The organism is Kovacikia sp. CALU 1929, assembly GCF_056784235.1.
In genome coordinates this window covers 45,305-58,820 of the sequence record NZ_JBXBCF010000070.1, presented here as the reverse complement: position 1 = coordinate 58,820, position 13,516 = coordinate 45,305, and the positions used below count along the sequence as shown (strand labels likewise).

Here is a 13,516-nt window from a genome sequence, read left to right as displayed (position 1 = left end):
AGCAATCCCTGGATTCTTTGGGGTTGCTGAAGTCAGATAGGAGTTGACCACCCTGCGGGAGGTAAGCGACATCCCCAGCCCTTCTCCCTGAAGAGAATAGAGCTATAATTCCGGTTCCCTCGTCCGATGGGAGAGGGGACCGGAAATGGCTGAAAGCCCTTCTCCTGGGGGGGAAGAATCGGCATGAGAGCAAATCAGTTGCCCATCCCGTTAATCATCCTCTAAATCCAAAAGTTGCTGGTCGATCGCCTGCAATCGCGATCGCACCACATCTTCAGACAACACCCGCTTTCTTAACGCATCATTGAGGGCATTCTTTTCTGCCAACAGCAACCGACGGCGAATCGCGTCCAACCGCACAATTTTACCGCTGGCAGTGGTTGATTGATCGGGGCGACGATTGTAAAAGTCCCGTAGAGACCGTTCTGCGGCAGCTATCCGTACCTGGTAGCTGGATCGCATTTCCTCATAGACCGATTTAGGTAAGACACCCGACTTTAAGAGCGAATCCAGTTCCTCCTGTGCCGCTTTGGCTGTCATCAGTTGAGACTGAAGGGATTCGATCCACTGTTGTGTCTCAGAAGTGTAGGCGATTTGGAGCCGACGGACCAGCCAGGGTAAGCTGATGCCCTGTCCAACCAGGGACAGCAGAACCGTTCCAAACACTAAAGCAATGATGCTTTCCCTGCCCGCAACGGTGGCAGGCAAGCTGAGCGCCAGTGCCATCGACAACGACCCTTTAATATTGCCCAGAAACAACACATGCTGCCAGCGCAACGGAATGGAGCGATCGAACAGACCCACGGTTGCTAGCAGAGGGTAGACGGACAAAAACCGACCAATCTGATAAGCCAGAATTGCCAGCAGTACCGCGGGTAGAGTTCTGCCCAGGGTTGCCAGATCAATCTCCAGCCCAATCAGCAGAAAGATAAAGGTGTTAACGCCGAAACCTGCATATTCCCAGAAGCTAAGGACAGTGACGCGGCTGGAGGCAGAAACCGTATGGAATTGCTCAGTATTGCCCACCACTAACCCGGCAATGACCACAGCAACTACCCCTGAAACTCCCAGGGATTGTCCAATTTGAAATGCGCCCAGGGCGATCGCCACGGTCAGCAAAATACTGCTCAATGAATCATCTGACCGCCCATACAGACCTACACCCAGATAGCCCACCACCAACCCTACCAGCCAACCCCCCAGGATGACTACGACTAACTCTTGAATACCATCGGCGATCGTAATTGAGCCGGCTGCATTTACCTTCAAAATTAGACTGAACAGCACCAGCGCCATCCCATCGTTGAACAGGCTTTCTCCCTCTACAATCGTGCTTAACCGGGGGGGGACCGACACCTCCTTAAAAACGGCAATCACCGAAACCGTGTCCGTAATTGCCAGAATCACCCCTGCCAACAGTGCCGGAACCCACGCCAGCGGTAGCCCAAACTTAAGCACAAGGGCAGTCACCCCCGATGAAATAACAACCCCCGGTCCTGCTAGTAACGCAATGGGCTTAATCGTGCTGCGAAGACGGCTGACATCCGTATTGATGGCTGCTTCAAACAGCAGAATCGGCATGAAAAGATTAAAAATTAACGAAGAATCCAGTCCAATCCGGCGGGGTAAAAATTCGGTCACTGCCAGCCCTGCGACTACCAACCCGGTAACATAGGGCACCCGCAAGCGGCGTGAAATCAAGGCGACTGCCGTTGCCACCAGCAGCAGGATGATGAGGACTCTGACCAGTTGAGCGACATTGCTCTGATCCCCGTTTACTGTTGCAATCAACCATGTCATAGGAACCTGACCTGAATCGTGGCTGGATAGCAGAATCGATAAGCTATAGTACTGATTTGTTGGTAAAACACGATATTCACATTGGACTGCAAGACCGTTCAAAGTCTATCGTTATAAGAGTTGAATCCACCCAGTCGCGCTTTAAAGGAACTACCCCGGTGAGTCCAGAAACCCTGCTTCCAACCTCTTCTGCCGTGACGGAACTGCCCCTTGGTTCATCTGCTCCCTTTGACCCGGCAGCCGACTTTGATCCTTACGTGATGGCAACCTATGGCCGCTACCCGATCGCCCTGGAGCGAGGAGAAGGCTGCCGCGTTTGGGATACGGAAGGGCGAGAATATCTGGATTTTGTAGCGGGAATTGCCACCTGTACCCTGGGTCATGCTCATCCAGTCATGGTGGAGACCGTGACGCGGCAAATTCAAACCCTGCACCACGTCTCCAATCTTTACTACGTTCCAGCTCAAGGAGCCTTAGCCAAGTGGCTCGTAGAGCATTCCTGTGCCGATCGCGCCTTTTTCTGCAATTCGGGGGCAGAGGCAAATGAGGGGGCGATTAAGCTGGCACGCAAGTATGCCCATACGGTCTTGAATATTGAGAACCCGGTCATCCTGACTGCCCATGCCAGCTTCCACGGACGCACCTTGGCAACCATTACCGCCACCGGACAGCCGAAATACCAGAAAGGCTTTAGCCCACTAGTACCTGGTTTTTACTATGTTCCCTATAACGATATTGAGGCACTGGAGCAGGCAATTGAGGAACTGGATAGGGGAGAGCGCCAGGTAGCCGCCATTCTGCTAGAAGCATTGCAGGGAGAGGGGGGCGTGCGTCCGGGCGATCGGGCTTATTTCCAGCGCATCCGTCAAATCTGTGATGAAAAGGGGATCCTGTTAATCTGCGATGAGGTGCAGGTAGGCATGGGTCGCTCTGGGCACCTGTGGGGCTACGAAAATCTGGGAATTGAACCGGATATTTTCACCTCTGCGAAAGGGTTGGGGGGCGGTATTCCAATCGGAGCAATGCTGTGCAAATCCCACTGCGACATTTTTCAACCGGGAGATCATGCCAGCACCTTTGGGGGCAATCCCTTTGCCTGTGCCGTTGCCCTCTCTGTGTGTCAGACAATCGAGCGAGAAAACCTACTGACCAATGCTCAGGAGCGGGGGGAACAGTTGAGAGCCGGACTGCGAGCGATCGCAGAAAAACACCCCGGCACTATTGCTGAAGTACGAGGTTGGGGTTTAATCAATGGTTTAGAACTGAGCGTTGAAAGTTCTCTCACCTCCGCTGATGTGGTGAAAGCTGCCATTTCCCAGGGCTTGCTGCTCGTCCCGGCGGGTCCTAAAGTTGTTCGCTTTGTGCCGCCTCTGATTGTCAGTGCAGCAGAAATTGATCAGGCACTAAAGGCGGTGGAAATGGCGTTTTAGGAAAAGCGTTTTCGCCCGAACCCAGCCAGCTTCAGTTTGGTCCGCTGGCGCTTACCCGTGCCATGGGTCAGATCGCATTGAACGAAGGAGTAGAGTGCCTTCATTTCATTGCATAGAGGGGTTACTTTTCGGGATCCACCCCTGATTTTGGCTGGCTCAATCCCTAGCCAAAATGCTTGATGGCACAGTGTTCCAAGTGATTGCTGTATTTCTTCCGTCGGGATTTGAGCAATCGCAGGGTGTAATAAAGCCAGATTAACGAGACCAGTGGTATCCCATAAGCTCACAATCAGAGAGAACCCAAATCGAGTTACAGCGGTTTTCAGACGAGTGCCACACAGGCGATGCCTTGAGATGAATGCGAAACAATGGATCGGTGTGGCATACACAAATGAAAATGGCTGTAAGTAAATGGACAAATATTTCCTGGGCATAAAGCAGTAGATCTCCTTATATCGCAGACCTAATCAGTTGTGAGAGTGAGCAACTTTCGACTCCGCTCAGCACTCGGTCAGTCAGTGAAAACCTTAATGCACGGTTCTCCAGGCTGAGCCTCGGAACAGCGATTGGGAGGCTCTGTCTCTAGCGCTGATAGAGGCAGAGCCTCCACGTTTACCATTCCCCGGCAGAGACTTGGAACGAGATGGATGGATGATAGGAACGTGCGGTCACTCCTATGTTTCCGCTGATGTCAGTGTTATTGATTCGCCGATTCATATTCCTCCAATAAATCTTCGAAATATTGGATATGCCGATCGATTCCATGCTTGACGGCTGAAATCACACTGGCTCGTTTGACTGAATTCTGCTCATGACGAGACAGTACCGGGCGAATGGAATCCTGGAAATGATTTGCCTCTAATTCTGCATGTAAGCTCAGCCAGGTGGGAAACTTCAGGTCGCGAGTCTCAAAGTAGGATTGAAGAATCCTGGTATTCCTGATTGATACACACAATTCTCGACCACTGAGTGCAGCAAGAGTTTCGTAAAAGTTGTCGGTGCCATAGCCAAAGTCGTCGAAAAAGGAACGCTCATAGGACGTGGTTGCACGGCTGCGTTGAGAAATCGTAATTTCATCATCACTCAAGCCAAGCGCATGGAGAAATTCCCTATACATCTGATTATGTCCATCTTGTAAATCTGTAAAGATGTGATCCGCCAGCGATAGAAGGGCAGATTCTTGCTCTGGATCAGTACAACTCTCAGCTTTGACAATGCATAACCCAAACCACTGGTGCAGGCGATCGCGCCAATGACGATACTGCAAAAAGACATATTGCATCACAGATGGCGAGATGCTTTCTGCTTTAAGTAAGCTAAAGAAGCGACTATGATCGAGGGCTGTATGGCAGTAGGCAATTGTTTCAGCTGTGATTGCAGCCTCTTGGGCTTTTAGCGCTGGAGGCAGTTCAACCGTCCGATTCAGCCGACTGGAAGTCAGTACAATTTCAGGTGCCACTTTCATAAATCCTGTCTTGATTGTGATTCAGTGATTGGATGAAAGTAAGCTTAAGGGAAGACTAATATTCTAGTAAGGTGATTTTAGATATATTAGTATGATTTCTAAGATATACTAATCGATCCTATGTCCCTTCAACCCTGGCAGCAGCTTGAAATGCGACAACTCCAGTATTTTGTGGAGTTAACCGCAGAAGCAGGTGAGAAAAAGAGTTTTAGTAAAGCGGCTGAACGGTTAAATGTAGAGCAATCCTACCTCAGCAAAACCATTGCAACCCTGGAAGCAACATTGAGTGTAGAACTATTCGATCGCACTCGTCGCCCTCCCATGTTAACGACTGCTGGAAAGGTTTTTCTGAACGAACTTCAGATCGCTTTGGCTGCACTTGAACGAGCGGTGAGACGGGCACAGGAAGCTAATCGCGGTGAAATTGGCAAATTAGTTGTAGTCGTCAATACTGCGATTGCTAACAGTTTATTGCCGGATATTCTCAAAAACTTTCGGCATCGCTACCCCAACGTTGAATTAGAACTGCGTTCAATGACCATTAAGGAAATGCTTCAGGGACTACGGGATAGTTCCATTGATGTTGGGTTTGAACATTTGCCGAATCCTTACTCAGAGGATCCAAACCTGAAGTTCCTGCCAATTGCGCAAGAGTCCTTCGTCGTTGCATTGCCAAAGAATCATCCGCTTGCTGGGCGATCGCATATTTCACTCCAGTCACTTAAAGATGAGCCTTTAATTCTGCCCCCGATTGATGCGGTACCTTCCTATGAAGTGGTCCTATCCCAACTTGAACAGATAGGTTTCAAGCCCATATTGCTTGAAACGGTCAAAGCAACCTGGATGGTGATCAACCTGAGCCTGGTGGCAGCGGGTGCAGGCGTTTCAATCCTACCTGACAATGTCCAAACGCTCCAGCGGGAGGATGTGGTGTATTGCAGATTGCGGGATGCACCTTTATCTCGACAAATTGCGGTCGTGTGGCGGCGCGCCGATCTTAACGACCTGGAGCAACCATCCCCTACCGATTCAATCTTGCTGCGTCAGTTTCTGATGGTAGTTCAAGAAGCGGCAGAAAAGGGAAAAACTCCTTAGACCTATCCCACACTGAGTGCCATCAGTTCATCACTCATCTCAAAGTTAGCGGTGACGTTTTGGATATCATCCAGATCTTCCAAAGCATCCATCAGCTTCAGCAGGGAGTGTGCCTGGTCTGAGTCGCTTACTTCAACCGTGTTGTTGGCAATCCAGCGCAGCTCTACCCGGCTGACGGTGTAGCCCTTGTCTTTAAGGGTCTGGCTCAAGGTTTCCAGGTTGGTTGGATCAGTAAGTGCCTCGGCGGCGGTTCCCGCTTCCACTTCGACCAGTTCGTAGGTATCGGCTCCGCCCTCCAGGAATGCCTCCAGCAGGTCTTCTTCATTGATCTCGCTGGTTGTTCCGTTACGGCGTTTACGCCCACCTTCCTGGGGAGTCAAGGACACCTCAACGACACCCTTCTGGTCAAACATCCAGCCAACGCAGCCCGTTTCTCCCAGGTTGCCCCCATTTTTGCTAAAGGCAACCCGTAGATCCGCCGCAGTGCGGTTGCGGTTGTCGGTCAGAGCTTCAATTAAAACGGCAACCCCACCGGGACCATAGCCTTCGTAGCGAATCGCTTCCAGGGCGGCGTTATCGGGTCCTAGTTTGCCTGCCCCTTTGGCGATCGCCCGTTCAATATTGTCATTCGGAATTCCGGCTGCCTTCGCCTTGTCAATCGCCGTTCGCAGTTGAAAATTCCCATTCGGGTCAGCCCCACTGCGGGCAGCGACGATAATTTCCCGCGAAATCTTAGTGAAAACCTTGCCTTTAACGGCATCGACCCGCGATTTTTGGCGCTTAATATTCGCCCACTTACTATGTCCAGCCATACCCTAACGATGGAAGCAATCAAACTCAAAAGCATCATTTATATAGGATAGTCAAAGATGGCGTGACTGTCCCTCAGGTTGACCTAGACCTCCGACCATAACCTTCATTTCATTACCGCACCGTCGTCAGGATTCCGTCCCCAACGAAGACGGGCACAGGATTGGTGATATCTGGGTAAGCCGCAATCCCGTACTGATAAGCTGCGCCAGCAGGGAATTTTGTGGGTTTGATAGCCACTGTGAGGCTGCTGCCGGACGGGAGAGATGGCTTAAACCCAAGCCAAAGCACTCCTGTTTCATCCACCCAGCTTCCGGCAGGGGCGATCGCCTGCCCCACCGCCTCCCCCCTTCCCATAAACACCTGGGTACTGGACAGATCCACGGAAAGAGGTGTTATTTGATTGGGTTGACCGGGTTGGGTGAACGAAAAGGAAAGTCTGGCAAATCGTCTGTCCGTCTTTTGGGGTAGGGTGATTGTGAAATAATAGGTGCCATTTCGGGCAGTAACCCGATTCCCATTTTTGACAACGGACGGGGCCAGTCGCAAACCGGGTTGTTCTACTGGGCGCTGTTCGAGGGCAACTGCCCAGGGGTTAAATAGAACATTGGTGATTGTCAATGGTAGAACCAGGATTAGCGATCGCATGATAACCTCCAGAAGAATCCATAGGTTTGTTGCAGGTGTCAGGTGTCAGGGTAAAAAGGACGATGTAACAAGATTTTGTACTTGCTAATTTGTCCTACCCTTTATGGCTACCGCTGTAAATTAAAAAAGCCTGTAGAAGAACGGTATTCCTCTACAGGCAACCGACTCACTCACTCAGCAGGAGGAAACACAGCTTTTAACCAGGTGTCAGGTGTCAGATGTCAGGTGTCAGGTATTAAATGCTATACAAACCTCACCACATCTCGATTCAGGTTGATGCGGTTCTCTCCGGTTGGGAAGCCTGCCTTGCCATCCCCATCGCCATCAATATTGGTGTGGATGTTGACATAGAAGTTGCCCGCCAATAGCGCTGCTTGCTCCGCTGGCGTTAGGTTGAATTCGCCCTCAAGCGTGCCGGACTTGGCATCAGTGGGAGTATTTTCAAAGAAGCGGACCACGGTGGCATCGGCAAAGTTACCACGACTGTCTCCAGCAGGGCTGAAGTGCAGATGGGTTCCAGAAAGGAGATTTCCTTCTACATCTTTGGGCACTCTCAAGAAGCTTTCAACCAGTGCTGCGGGGTCAGAGCCATTGAGGATTTTAGCGTTTGGATCAATCTCTCTTTCTCCCTGACTGAAAAGGGGAAACCCATCAAAGTTTTCGTAAGTACCGTTGATGCTAAGAACACCCCCTTTCAACTCTGTGGTCAGTTCAGAGGTGCCAGGGCTATCGGTGCGGAAGGGAAACTCGGTGCCGCCCCCTCCCCGTGCCGTATTAAATTTGAAACCATCATCACCGACATAAAGGAAGTCATCTCCAGCACCACCAATTAGGCGATCGCGTCCCTGGGTACCAGTTAGTTGCCCACTCCCTCGTTGGGTTTTTAAGCCCAGTTTCTTGTGATTGGAAAGGCTGGCTTCTGCCTGAGCAGTGCCTTTAACAAAGTGTTTCTCAGAAATATCGCTAGACTTGACAAATGCCAGGGATGCAAGAATATGCCCTGTTTTTTTGTCGATAATTAGCGTGTTCGTGACGGCATCCAGGGGTTGCTCCAACCCTCCTTTACCAAGGTTTTTACCTTGTGCAATCACAATGTCTTTGGGATTGATACCGTGAAGCGCAAAGCGATCGCTGGCTGGGTCAAAGTCAAAGATTCGGTTGGTGGTTTCCTTACCCAAAATAATAGTGTCTTTACCAGTGCCAGTAGTGATTGTGTTAAATCCACGTCCCGTTGCCCGAATGATATCGCTATCACCCGAACCAATCACCACATTATTACCCCCTTTGGGATTGAGGTAATCGCCCTTGGCACCGAGATTATCCGTAAATGAGGTATCGCGACCCACTTTTTTGGGATCCAGGCTGCGAGCAGAGTCTACCTGATCCAACCCGGTATGGAGTTCAAACTTGCTGACTGCTGGGGCGTGGTTATGATCATCCGGTGTCGATGTGAGCGGCTGCTTTTCATCGGGTGCCAACACATCATTGAGGGACTTTTCCAGTTCTGATTCCTGCAAAGAAGAGCCAACCGAGGGAGCTGTTGAATGATCGGCATGGGCAGCGCTCAACAATGGTTCTGCAACAGCCGTATTCGAGTTATGGGCCAAATTATGGTCGTGATCAAGTCCTGCCATGAGAAACTCCTTGACATTGGAAAAACAACAAACAAACAAACAAGGTTAGACTTCTTATAGAAATGAAGCTGTTGAGTTTAAAGCTCTAGTAATAACCCTTCATTTTCCATAGGTTTGATAAATGCGATTAACATCAATACTGTTAGAAGATATGATGTTGCAAATGCTGATCTAACCTATAGTGAAATGTAGAGCTATCTCACAAGCGAGGAAACGCAAATTAGATGGCTCAAAAACTTCAATTCTTCTAAAAAGCCTGCTAGCAAATGTCTAATTGAAAACGAAACTCTAGTTAGTCACTCAAGCTGGTAGATGTAAGAATATGCCACACAGCCAATACTAGCTGCATTTAGATACTGTGGAGACAGTACAACTAGATGGGAGGCTACAGATAGTAAAAGTCAGCTTCGGATCAGTGAAAAATCTGAGTGAAACCGGGCTAAATCCTATCCATAACTAGAACCATCGTTTCTTTAAGGGAAATTTCTGGATTTCTAGGTGGATGCAATTTAGAGCGTGTTTTCAAGTGCAAACCCTTGCTGTGCGTCAACTATAGCAACCTTCAACTGAATGGCAACCCTGATTGAAGTGAATGGCGATCGCTCAACTGGCTAACCTCTCACAGAGTAATGCAAATATGCTTTTAGGAACACCGATGACTAGACCAATTTAAAAACTGACCCCATTACTGGAACCATAATACCAGTTGGTTCCAATTAAAAATCTACTCTCACCCTCGCCCTCGCCTACAGGGTGAGGGAACAAGATTTCTAGCTCGCTTCTCTATGGGGAGAAGGGTTGGGGATGTAGCTTATTTCCCGCAGAGTCGGCTAAATCATACACGCATTCAGCAATGCCAATTTCAGTTCATCCAAATTGAAACCAGCGCAATTTGCTGCTGTGACCACTCCCTTTGTTGGGCTAAACTCACCGTTGGAGATTGTGGCAGGAACTCCAACACAGGGAACCATCAAGCTCTCCGGTTTAGGTAAGAGGACGTTTCTACTTTCCTCTACTTCTAACTTGCCAGGTCCTGTCGATTAGACTGCTTGTTGGATCTCACCTGTACGACTCTGGCGATGAGTCAGCCGAAAGTTGTATAAACCAGAGGTCGTTTCCATCACATCATCAACCTAATGGGCTATCTGATTGCAAAATTTCTGCACCAAAATTTGACATCGCTTGATCCCTCCAATCAGCTTTCCACTTCCACCCGGACACTGAAAATCGCTTGATTCTCACGCTTCTGTTCATCACTCAATGCTGCCCTGCGTGGCTTCTTCTTGGGTTGCTTCACCGTCACTCCCTCTGGGGCATAACCTTGATGCCAAAAGGTACTCTTTGAGGAATCATAGCCTTCCTCTTCGGCAATCTTCTTACCCTGGCTTTTTGCCTCCATTAAGTGTCACTCAAAAGCATCACCTTCCACCCCGTTGAGTGCTCACATTTGAATCAGGTGCCACTTTTGGTTAAAACAAACGGGTTGCCTTTTACCCATAATGGAGAATCAACAACTCGTTCTGCATCTCTATCCATTTGTAGAAGCAATATGCCAGGGAGAAATGTATATTGATGTCAACAATGGGTATGGGGGATGGCGTGTTGATCGCTTTTCCTTAACTTACTGATCCTTCTGGGTTCGCACTCACACGTCAACAGGAAGGAAACAGGAAGGAAACTATTCTCCCCCTTATCAGGGATTCCGCATGTGCTTACATGGGGCTGACCTGCATTAGGCTTGGGTGGATGATATCGCGATCGCCTGTAAAGGCAAAAGTTGTGAAGTTGGCAATTTTGAACGAATTCAACTATAAATCCGTCAAGCTATAGAACCTACTGAAACTGAACTGCTCTTAATTAAAACAAAGACAGGAACACACCCAGATGGATCACCAGCAACAAGGTCGAACTTTAATACGAGCATCGCATTCAGATTCGCAAGACCAACCAATTCCTCAACCACCTCAGGGAATGGAACAATTGAAGTGGTTGGGTCCCAGCTTTATCTGGATGTTGTCGGCGGCAGGCTCCGGCGAACTTCTGTTTACACCTCGAATAGCCGCCCTGTATGGTTACACTTTGTTGTGGGCATTACTTGGCGCTGTGATTTTAAAGTGGTTTATTAATCGGGAGGTTGGTCGCTTTACCGTTTGCACAGGTGCCACGATTTTAGAGGGGTTTAAACAACTGCCAGGACCTAAAAACTGGGCAGTCTGGTTAATTCTGGTACCCCAATTTGCGGTTGCTATTTCCACGGTCGCTGGAATGGCAGGAGCAGCGGCAACAGCGCTGATCCTGGTGACGGGTGGTACGGCACAACGTTGGACAGTGATTATCATTCTGGTGACTGCCGCGATCGTCTTTTTGGGGCAGTATGACGTTGTCGAAAAAGTCTCCTCTTTTGTGGGAATTGCCCGTACCCTGGCGGTTGTCACCGCAGTAGTCTTTGTCTTTCCTAATGTGCGTGAGCTTGTGGCTGGTTTAGTCCCTCAAGTTCCTCAGGATGTGCAATACCAGGAAATTTTGCCGTGGTTGGGGTTCATGCTGGCAGGCGCAGCCGGAATGATGTGGTACTCCTACTGGGTGGACGCACGTGGCTATGGAGCGACTGCTCTAAAGCAAGAACAGCCCCTTCAGGTCAAACAGCTCGATGGAGAGCAGCAACAACGACTACAGGGGTGGGTACAGTTAATGACGCTCTCCAACACGCTCGCCGTGGTGGGAGCATTGCTGGCGGCACTGGCTTTTCTGATCCTTGGGGGTGAGTTGTTACGCCCAGAGGGTCTCGTTCCCAAAGAAAATCAGGTGGCAGAAACATTGGGTAATCTATTGGGAAATATCTGGGGACCGTTTGGCTTCTGGTTCATGATCGCGATCGTGTTTATCACGTTTTGCAGTACCACGCTATCGGTACAGGATGGCTTTGGACGGATGTTTGCCGATGGTACGCAGATTCTTCTACAAGGGTTTGGCGTTCGGCAAAGTCGGTGGACCAATGAAAAGTTTCTCCGGAAATTTTACATTGCGACCTTGCTAGCTATTTTACCGATCGCCATTTATCTATTCTTTGAGAAACCAGTTGGATTGCTGCAAACAGCGGGCGCGATCGAGGCTGCTCATATTCCAGTGGTTGCTGGACTCACACTATTCCTCAATCACCGAATGTTGTCGCGCAAGTTACGTCCATCAGGAATTACATTCTGGGGCACTGTGACTGCGGGCTTGTTCTTTGCAGCGTTTGCGGTGACTTATCTGTTGCAACTGACAGGCGTGATCGGTTCCAGTTATAGTTGACCGGCGATAAATTTATCTGAATGTTTAACCAATGCCCCTTGATTCGTTTTTAAGCCCTTTTAGTTCTGGTCTAACTTTTGTTGAATTCATTATTGGAGGTTCAATCTCATGAAACTAAAGTCCCTAAACTCTAAAAAAACCTTACCACTTGCCTTATTTCTCGTTTTAATTCCTTTGGCATCCTGCCGAGTTGAACAAGAAAGAGCAGCGCAACTACCGGATGTTGATGTGAACGTCGAACCAGGACAGTTACCCAAATACGACATTGAGGGACCTGATGTCAATGTGGGAGTAACAGAACGCACTGTTACCGTGCCGAAAGTCATTGTAGTACAGGAAGAACAAACGGTTGAGGTTCCCTATATTGATGTGGATGTTCCTGGTGCAGAACGGAAAGAGCGCACCATTACCTCGGAAGTTGAAGTCCCTTCCGCTGGCTACAGCCTGAATATTCGCGGTGTCTATGCGGTTAATAATGAGCTATGGGTGGTTTCTCGTTTAGAAGAAACAAATCCGAATGCGCCGAAAGCTACAACACGAGCTTCCGATCGCATTGTGATTAATGCTCCCGATATGCCTGTGCGTCAATTTATTGTGGGCGATCGCCCAAGTGGCGTGTTCAATGAACAGTATCAATTCATTGGCAATCGTCAGCAGATTCAGTCCCAACTCAACGCAGGGCGCCAGTTATACGAAGAGAGCGCAGCCAGCTAAGTCATGCTTGACTGGATCATCAACACGATCTCCAATCTAAGTTACTGGGGCATTGCTCTGCTGATGTTGCTGGAGAATATTCTTCCGCCCATTCCCTCTGAGGTCATTATGCCTCTTGCAGGATTTACGGTAAGGCAGGGCAAATTGAATTTTTTTGGGGTAATTGCAGCAGGAACAATTGGTTCTGTTGTAGGTGCAGTGCCCTGGTATTACATTGGTCGGCAAGTTGGGGAGAAGCGGTTGCGGAAATGGATCGATCGCCACGGTCAATGGCTTGCCCTTTCTAGGGAAAACATCGATCAATCGAAACAATGGTTTAACCGATATGGCGGCATTGTCGTTTTATTTGGTCGTCTGATTCCAGGCATTCGAACATTCATTTCTGTACCCGCTGGTTTTGAGGAAATGCCGTGGTTCAAGTTCTTGCTTTATTCCACGATTGGAACCATTTGCTGGAATGTGTTACTGACCTATGCAGGATTCTTGCTTGGACAGAACTTTCAAGTCATTGAGAAGTTCTTAAAACCAATATCTGGGGCTGTACTGATTGGGTTATTAATTGGTTTTAGCGTTTGGGTGATGAGGCGGAAAAAACAAAACAAGAAGCACAAGTGGTAATCCGAAGT

At 49.1% G+C, this 13,516-nt stretch carries 11 protein-coding genes; 5 read left to right on the top strand and 6 right to left on the bottom strand.

What is annotated here, in order from left to right; all coding sequences use genetic code 11:
- Window positions 1–210 precede the first annotated feature (210 nt).
- A complete protein-coding gene (locus tag AC1S52_RS16240) occupies window positions 211–1,800 on the bottom strand; it encodes a cation:proton antiporter (protein WP_482030075.1) in 1,590 nt (529 codons plus the stop codon).
- Between the two features lie 158 nt (window positions 1,801–1,958).
- Between AC1S52_RS16240 and AC1S52_RS16235 the strand changes: the two genes are divergently transcribed.
- Entirely contained in the window at window positions 1,959–3,230 is a 1,272-nt protein-coding gene (locus AC1S52_RS16235; RefSeq protein WP_482030074.1) for an acetylornithine/succinylornithine family transaminase, read from the top strand.
- A 697-nt stretch (window positions 3,231–3,927) separates the two neighbouring features.
- On the opposite strand, the gene AC1S52_RS16230 is transcribed toward AC1S52_RS16235, so the two are convergent.
- Window positions 3,928–4,695, bottom strand: coding sequence for an iron-containing redox enzyme family protein (locus AC1S52_RS16230; protein ID WP_482030073.1), 768 nt, complete (start codon window positions 4,693–4,695; stop codon window positions 3,928–3,930).
- 120 nt (window positions 4,696–4,815) lie between these two features.
- Here AC1S52_RS16230 and AC1S52_RS16225 point away from each other — a divergent pair, with 120 nt between their 5' ends.
- Window positions 4,816–5,790 carry a LysR family transcriptional regulator gene (locus AC1S52_RS16225; protein WP_482030072.1) on the top strand — a complete coding sequence of 325 codons (975 nt, stop codon included), beginning with the start codon at window positions 4,816–4,818 and terminating at the stop codon, window positions 5,788–5,790.
- A 2-nt stretch (window positions 5,791–5,792) separates the two neighbouring features.
- On the opposite strand, the gene AC1S52_RS16220 is transcribed toward AC1S52_RS16225, so the two are convergent.
- From AC1S52_RS16220 to AC1S52_RS16205, 4 genes are all read right to left on the bottom strand, one after another.
- Window positions 5,793–6,602: a YebC/PmpR family DNA-binding transcriptional regulator gene (locus tag AC1S52_RS16220; protein WP_482030071.1), complete on the bottom strand. Its 810-nt coding sequence runs from the start codon at window positions 6,600–6,602 to the stop codon at window positions 5,793–5,795.
- A 112-nt stretch (window positions 6,603–6,714) separates the two neighbouring features.
- The gene (locus AC1S52_RS16215; protein ID WP_482030070.1) at window positions 6,715–7,248 is read right to left on the bottom strand and encodes a DUF2808 domain-containing protein; all 534 of its coding nucleotides are present in this window, start codon (window positions 7,246–7,248) and stop codon (window positions 6,715–6,717) included.
- A gap of 242 nt (window positions 7,249–7,490) precedes the next feature.
- Window positions 7,491–8,882 (bottom strand): CHRD domain-containing protein, encoded by a 1,392-nt coding sequence (locus tag AC1S52_RS16210; RefSeq protein WP_482030069.1) that lies wholly within the window; start codon window positions 8,880–8,882, stop codon window positions 7,491–7,493.
- A 1,195-nt stretch (window positions 8,883–10,077) separates the two neighbouring features.
- Window positions 10,078–10,281, bottom strand: a complete 204-nt coding sequence (locus AC1S52_RS16205) for a hypothetical protein (RefSeq protein ID WP_482030068.1) — start codon at window positions 10,279–10,281, stop codon at window positions 10,078–10,080.
- Between the two features lie 485 nt (window positions 10,282–10,766).
- Between AC1S52_RS16205 and AC1S52_RS16200 the strand changes: the two genes are divergently transcribed.
- The 3 genes from AC1S52_RS16200 to AC1S52_RS16190 all read left to right on the top strand — a co-directional run bounded on the left by AC1S52_RS16200 (window position 10,767) and on the right by AC1S52_RS16190 (window position 13,508).
- Complete coding sequence (locus tag AC1S52_RS16200; RefSeq protein WP_482030067.1) at window positions 10,767–12,176, top strand: Nramp family divalent metal transporter; 1,410 nt, start codon at window positions 10,767–10,769, stop codon at window positions 12,174–12,176.
- Between the two features lie 108 nt (window positions 12,177–12,284).
- A complete protein-coding gene (locus tag AC1S52_RS16195) occupies window positions 12,285–12,890 on the top strand; it encodes a hypothetical protein (RefSeq protein WP_482030066.1) in 606 nt (201 codons plus the stop codon).
- A gap of 3 nt (window positions 12,891–12,893) precedes the next feature.
- Window positions 12,894–13,508, top strand: a complete 615-nt coding sequence (locus tag AC1S52_RS16190; RefSeq protein ID WP_482030065.1) for a DedA family protein — start codon at window positions 12,894–12,896, stop codon at window positions 13,506–13,508.
- Window positions 13,509–13,516 lie beyond the last annotated feature (8 nt).

Coding starts and splice junctions, on each gene's coding strand:
- AC1S52_RS16240 (WP_482030075.1), bottom strand. CDS start 1,800: ATGACATGGTTGATTGCAACAGTAAACGGGGATCAGAGCAATGTCGCT.
- AC1S52_RS16195 (WP_482030066.1), top strand. CDS start 12,285: ATGAAACTAAAGTCCCTAAACTCTAAAAAAACCTTACCACTTGCCTTA.
- AC1S52_RS16205 (WP_482030068.1), bottom strand. CDS start 10,281: ATGGAGGCAAAAAGCCAGGGTAAGAAGATTGCCGAAGAGGAAGGCTAT.
- AC1S52_RS16200 (WP_482030067.1), top strand. CDS start 10,767: ATGGATCACCAGCAACAAGGTCGAACTTTAATACGAGCATCGCATTCA.
- AC1S52_RS16190 (WP_482030065.1), top strand. CDS start 12,894: ATGCTTGACTGGATCATCAACACGATCTCCAATCTAAGTTACTGGGGC.
- AC1S52_RS16230 (WP_482030073.1), bottom strand. CDS start 4,695: ATGAAAGTGGCACCTGAAATTGTACTGACTTCCAGTCGGCTGAATCGG.
- AC1S52_RS16215 (WP_482030070.1), bottom strand. CDS start 7,248: ATGCGATCGCTAATCCTGGTTCTACCATTGACAATCACCAATGTTCTA.
- AC1S52_RS16220 (WP_482030071.1), bottom strand. CDS start 6,602: ATGGCTGGACATAGTAAGTGGGCGAATATTAAGCGCCAAAAATCGCGG.
- AC1S52_RS16225 (WP_482030072.1), top strand. CDS start 4,816: ATGTCCCTTCAACCCTGGCAGCAGCTTGAAATGCGACAACTCCAGTAT.
- AC1S52_RS16210 (WP_482030069.1), bottom strand. CDS start 8,882: ATGGCAGGACTTGATCACGACCATAATTTGGCCCATAACTCGAATACG.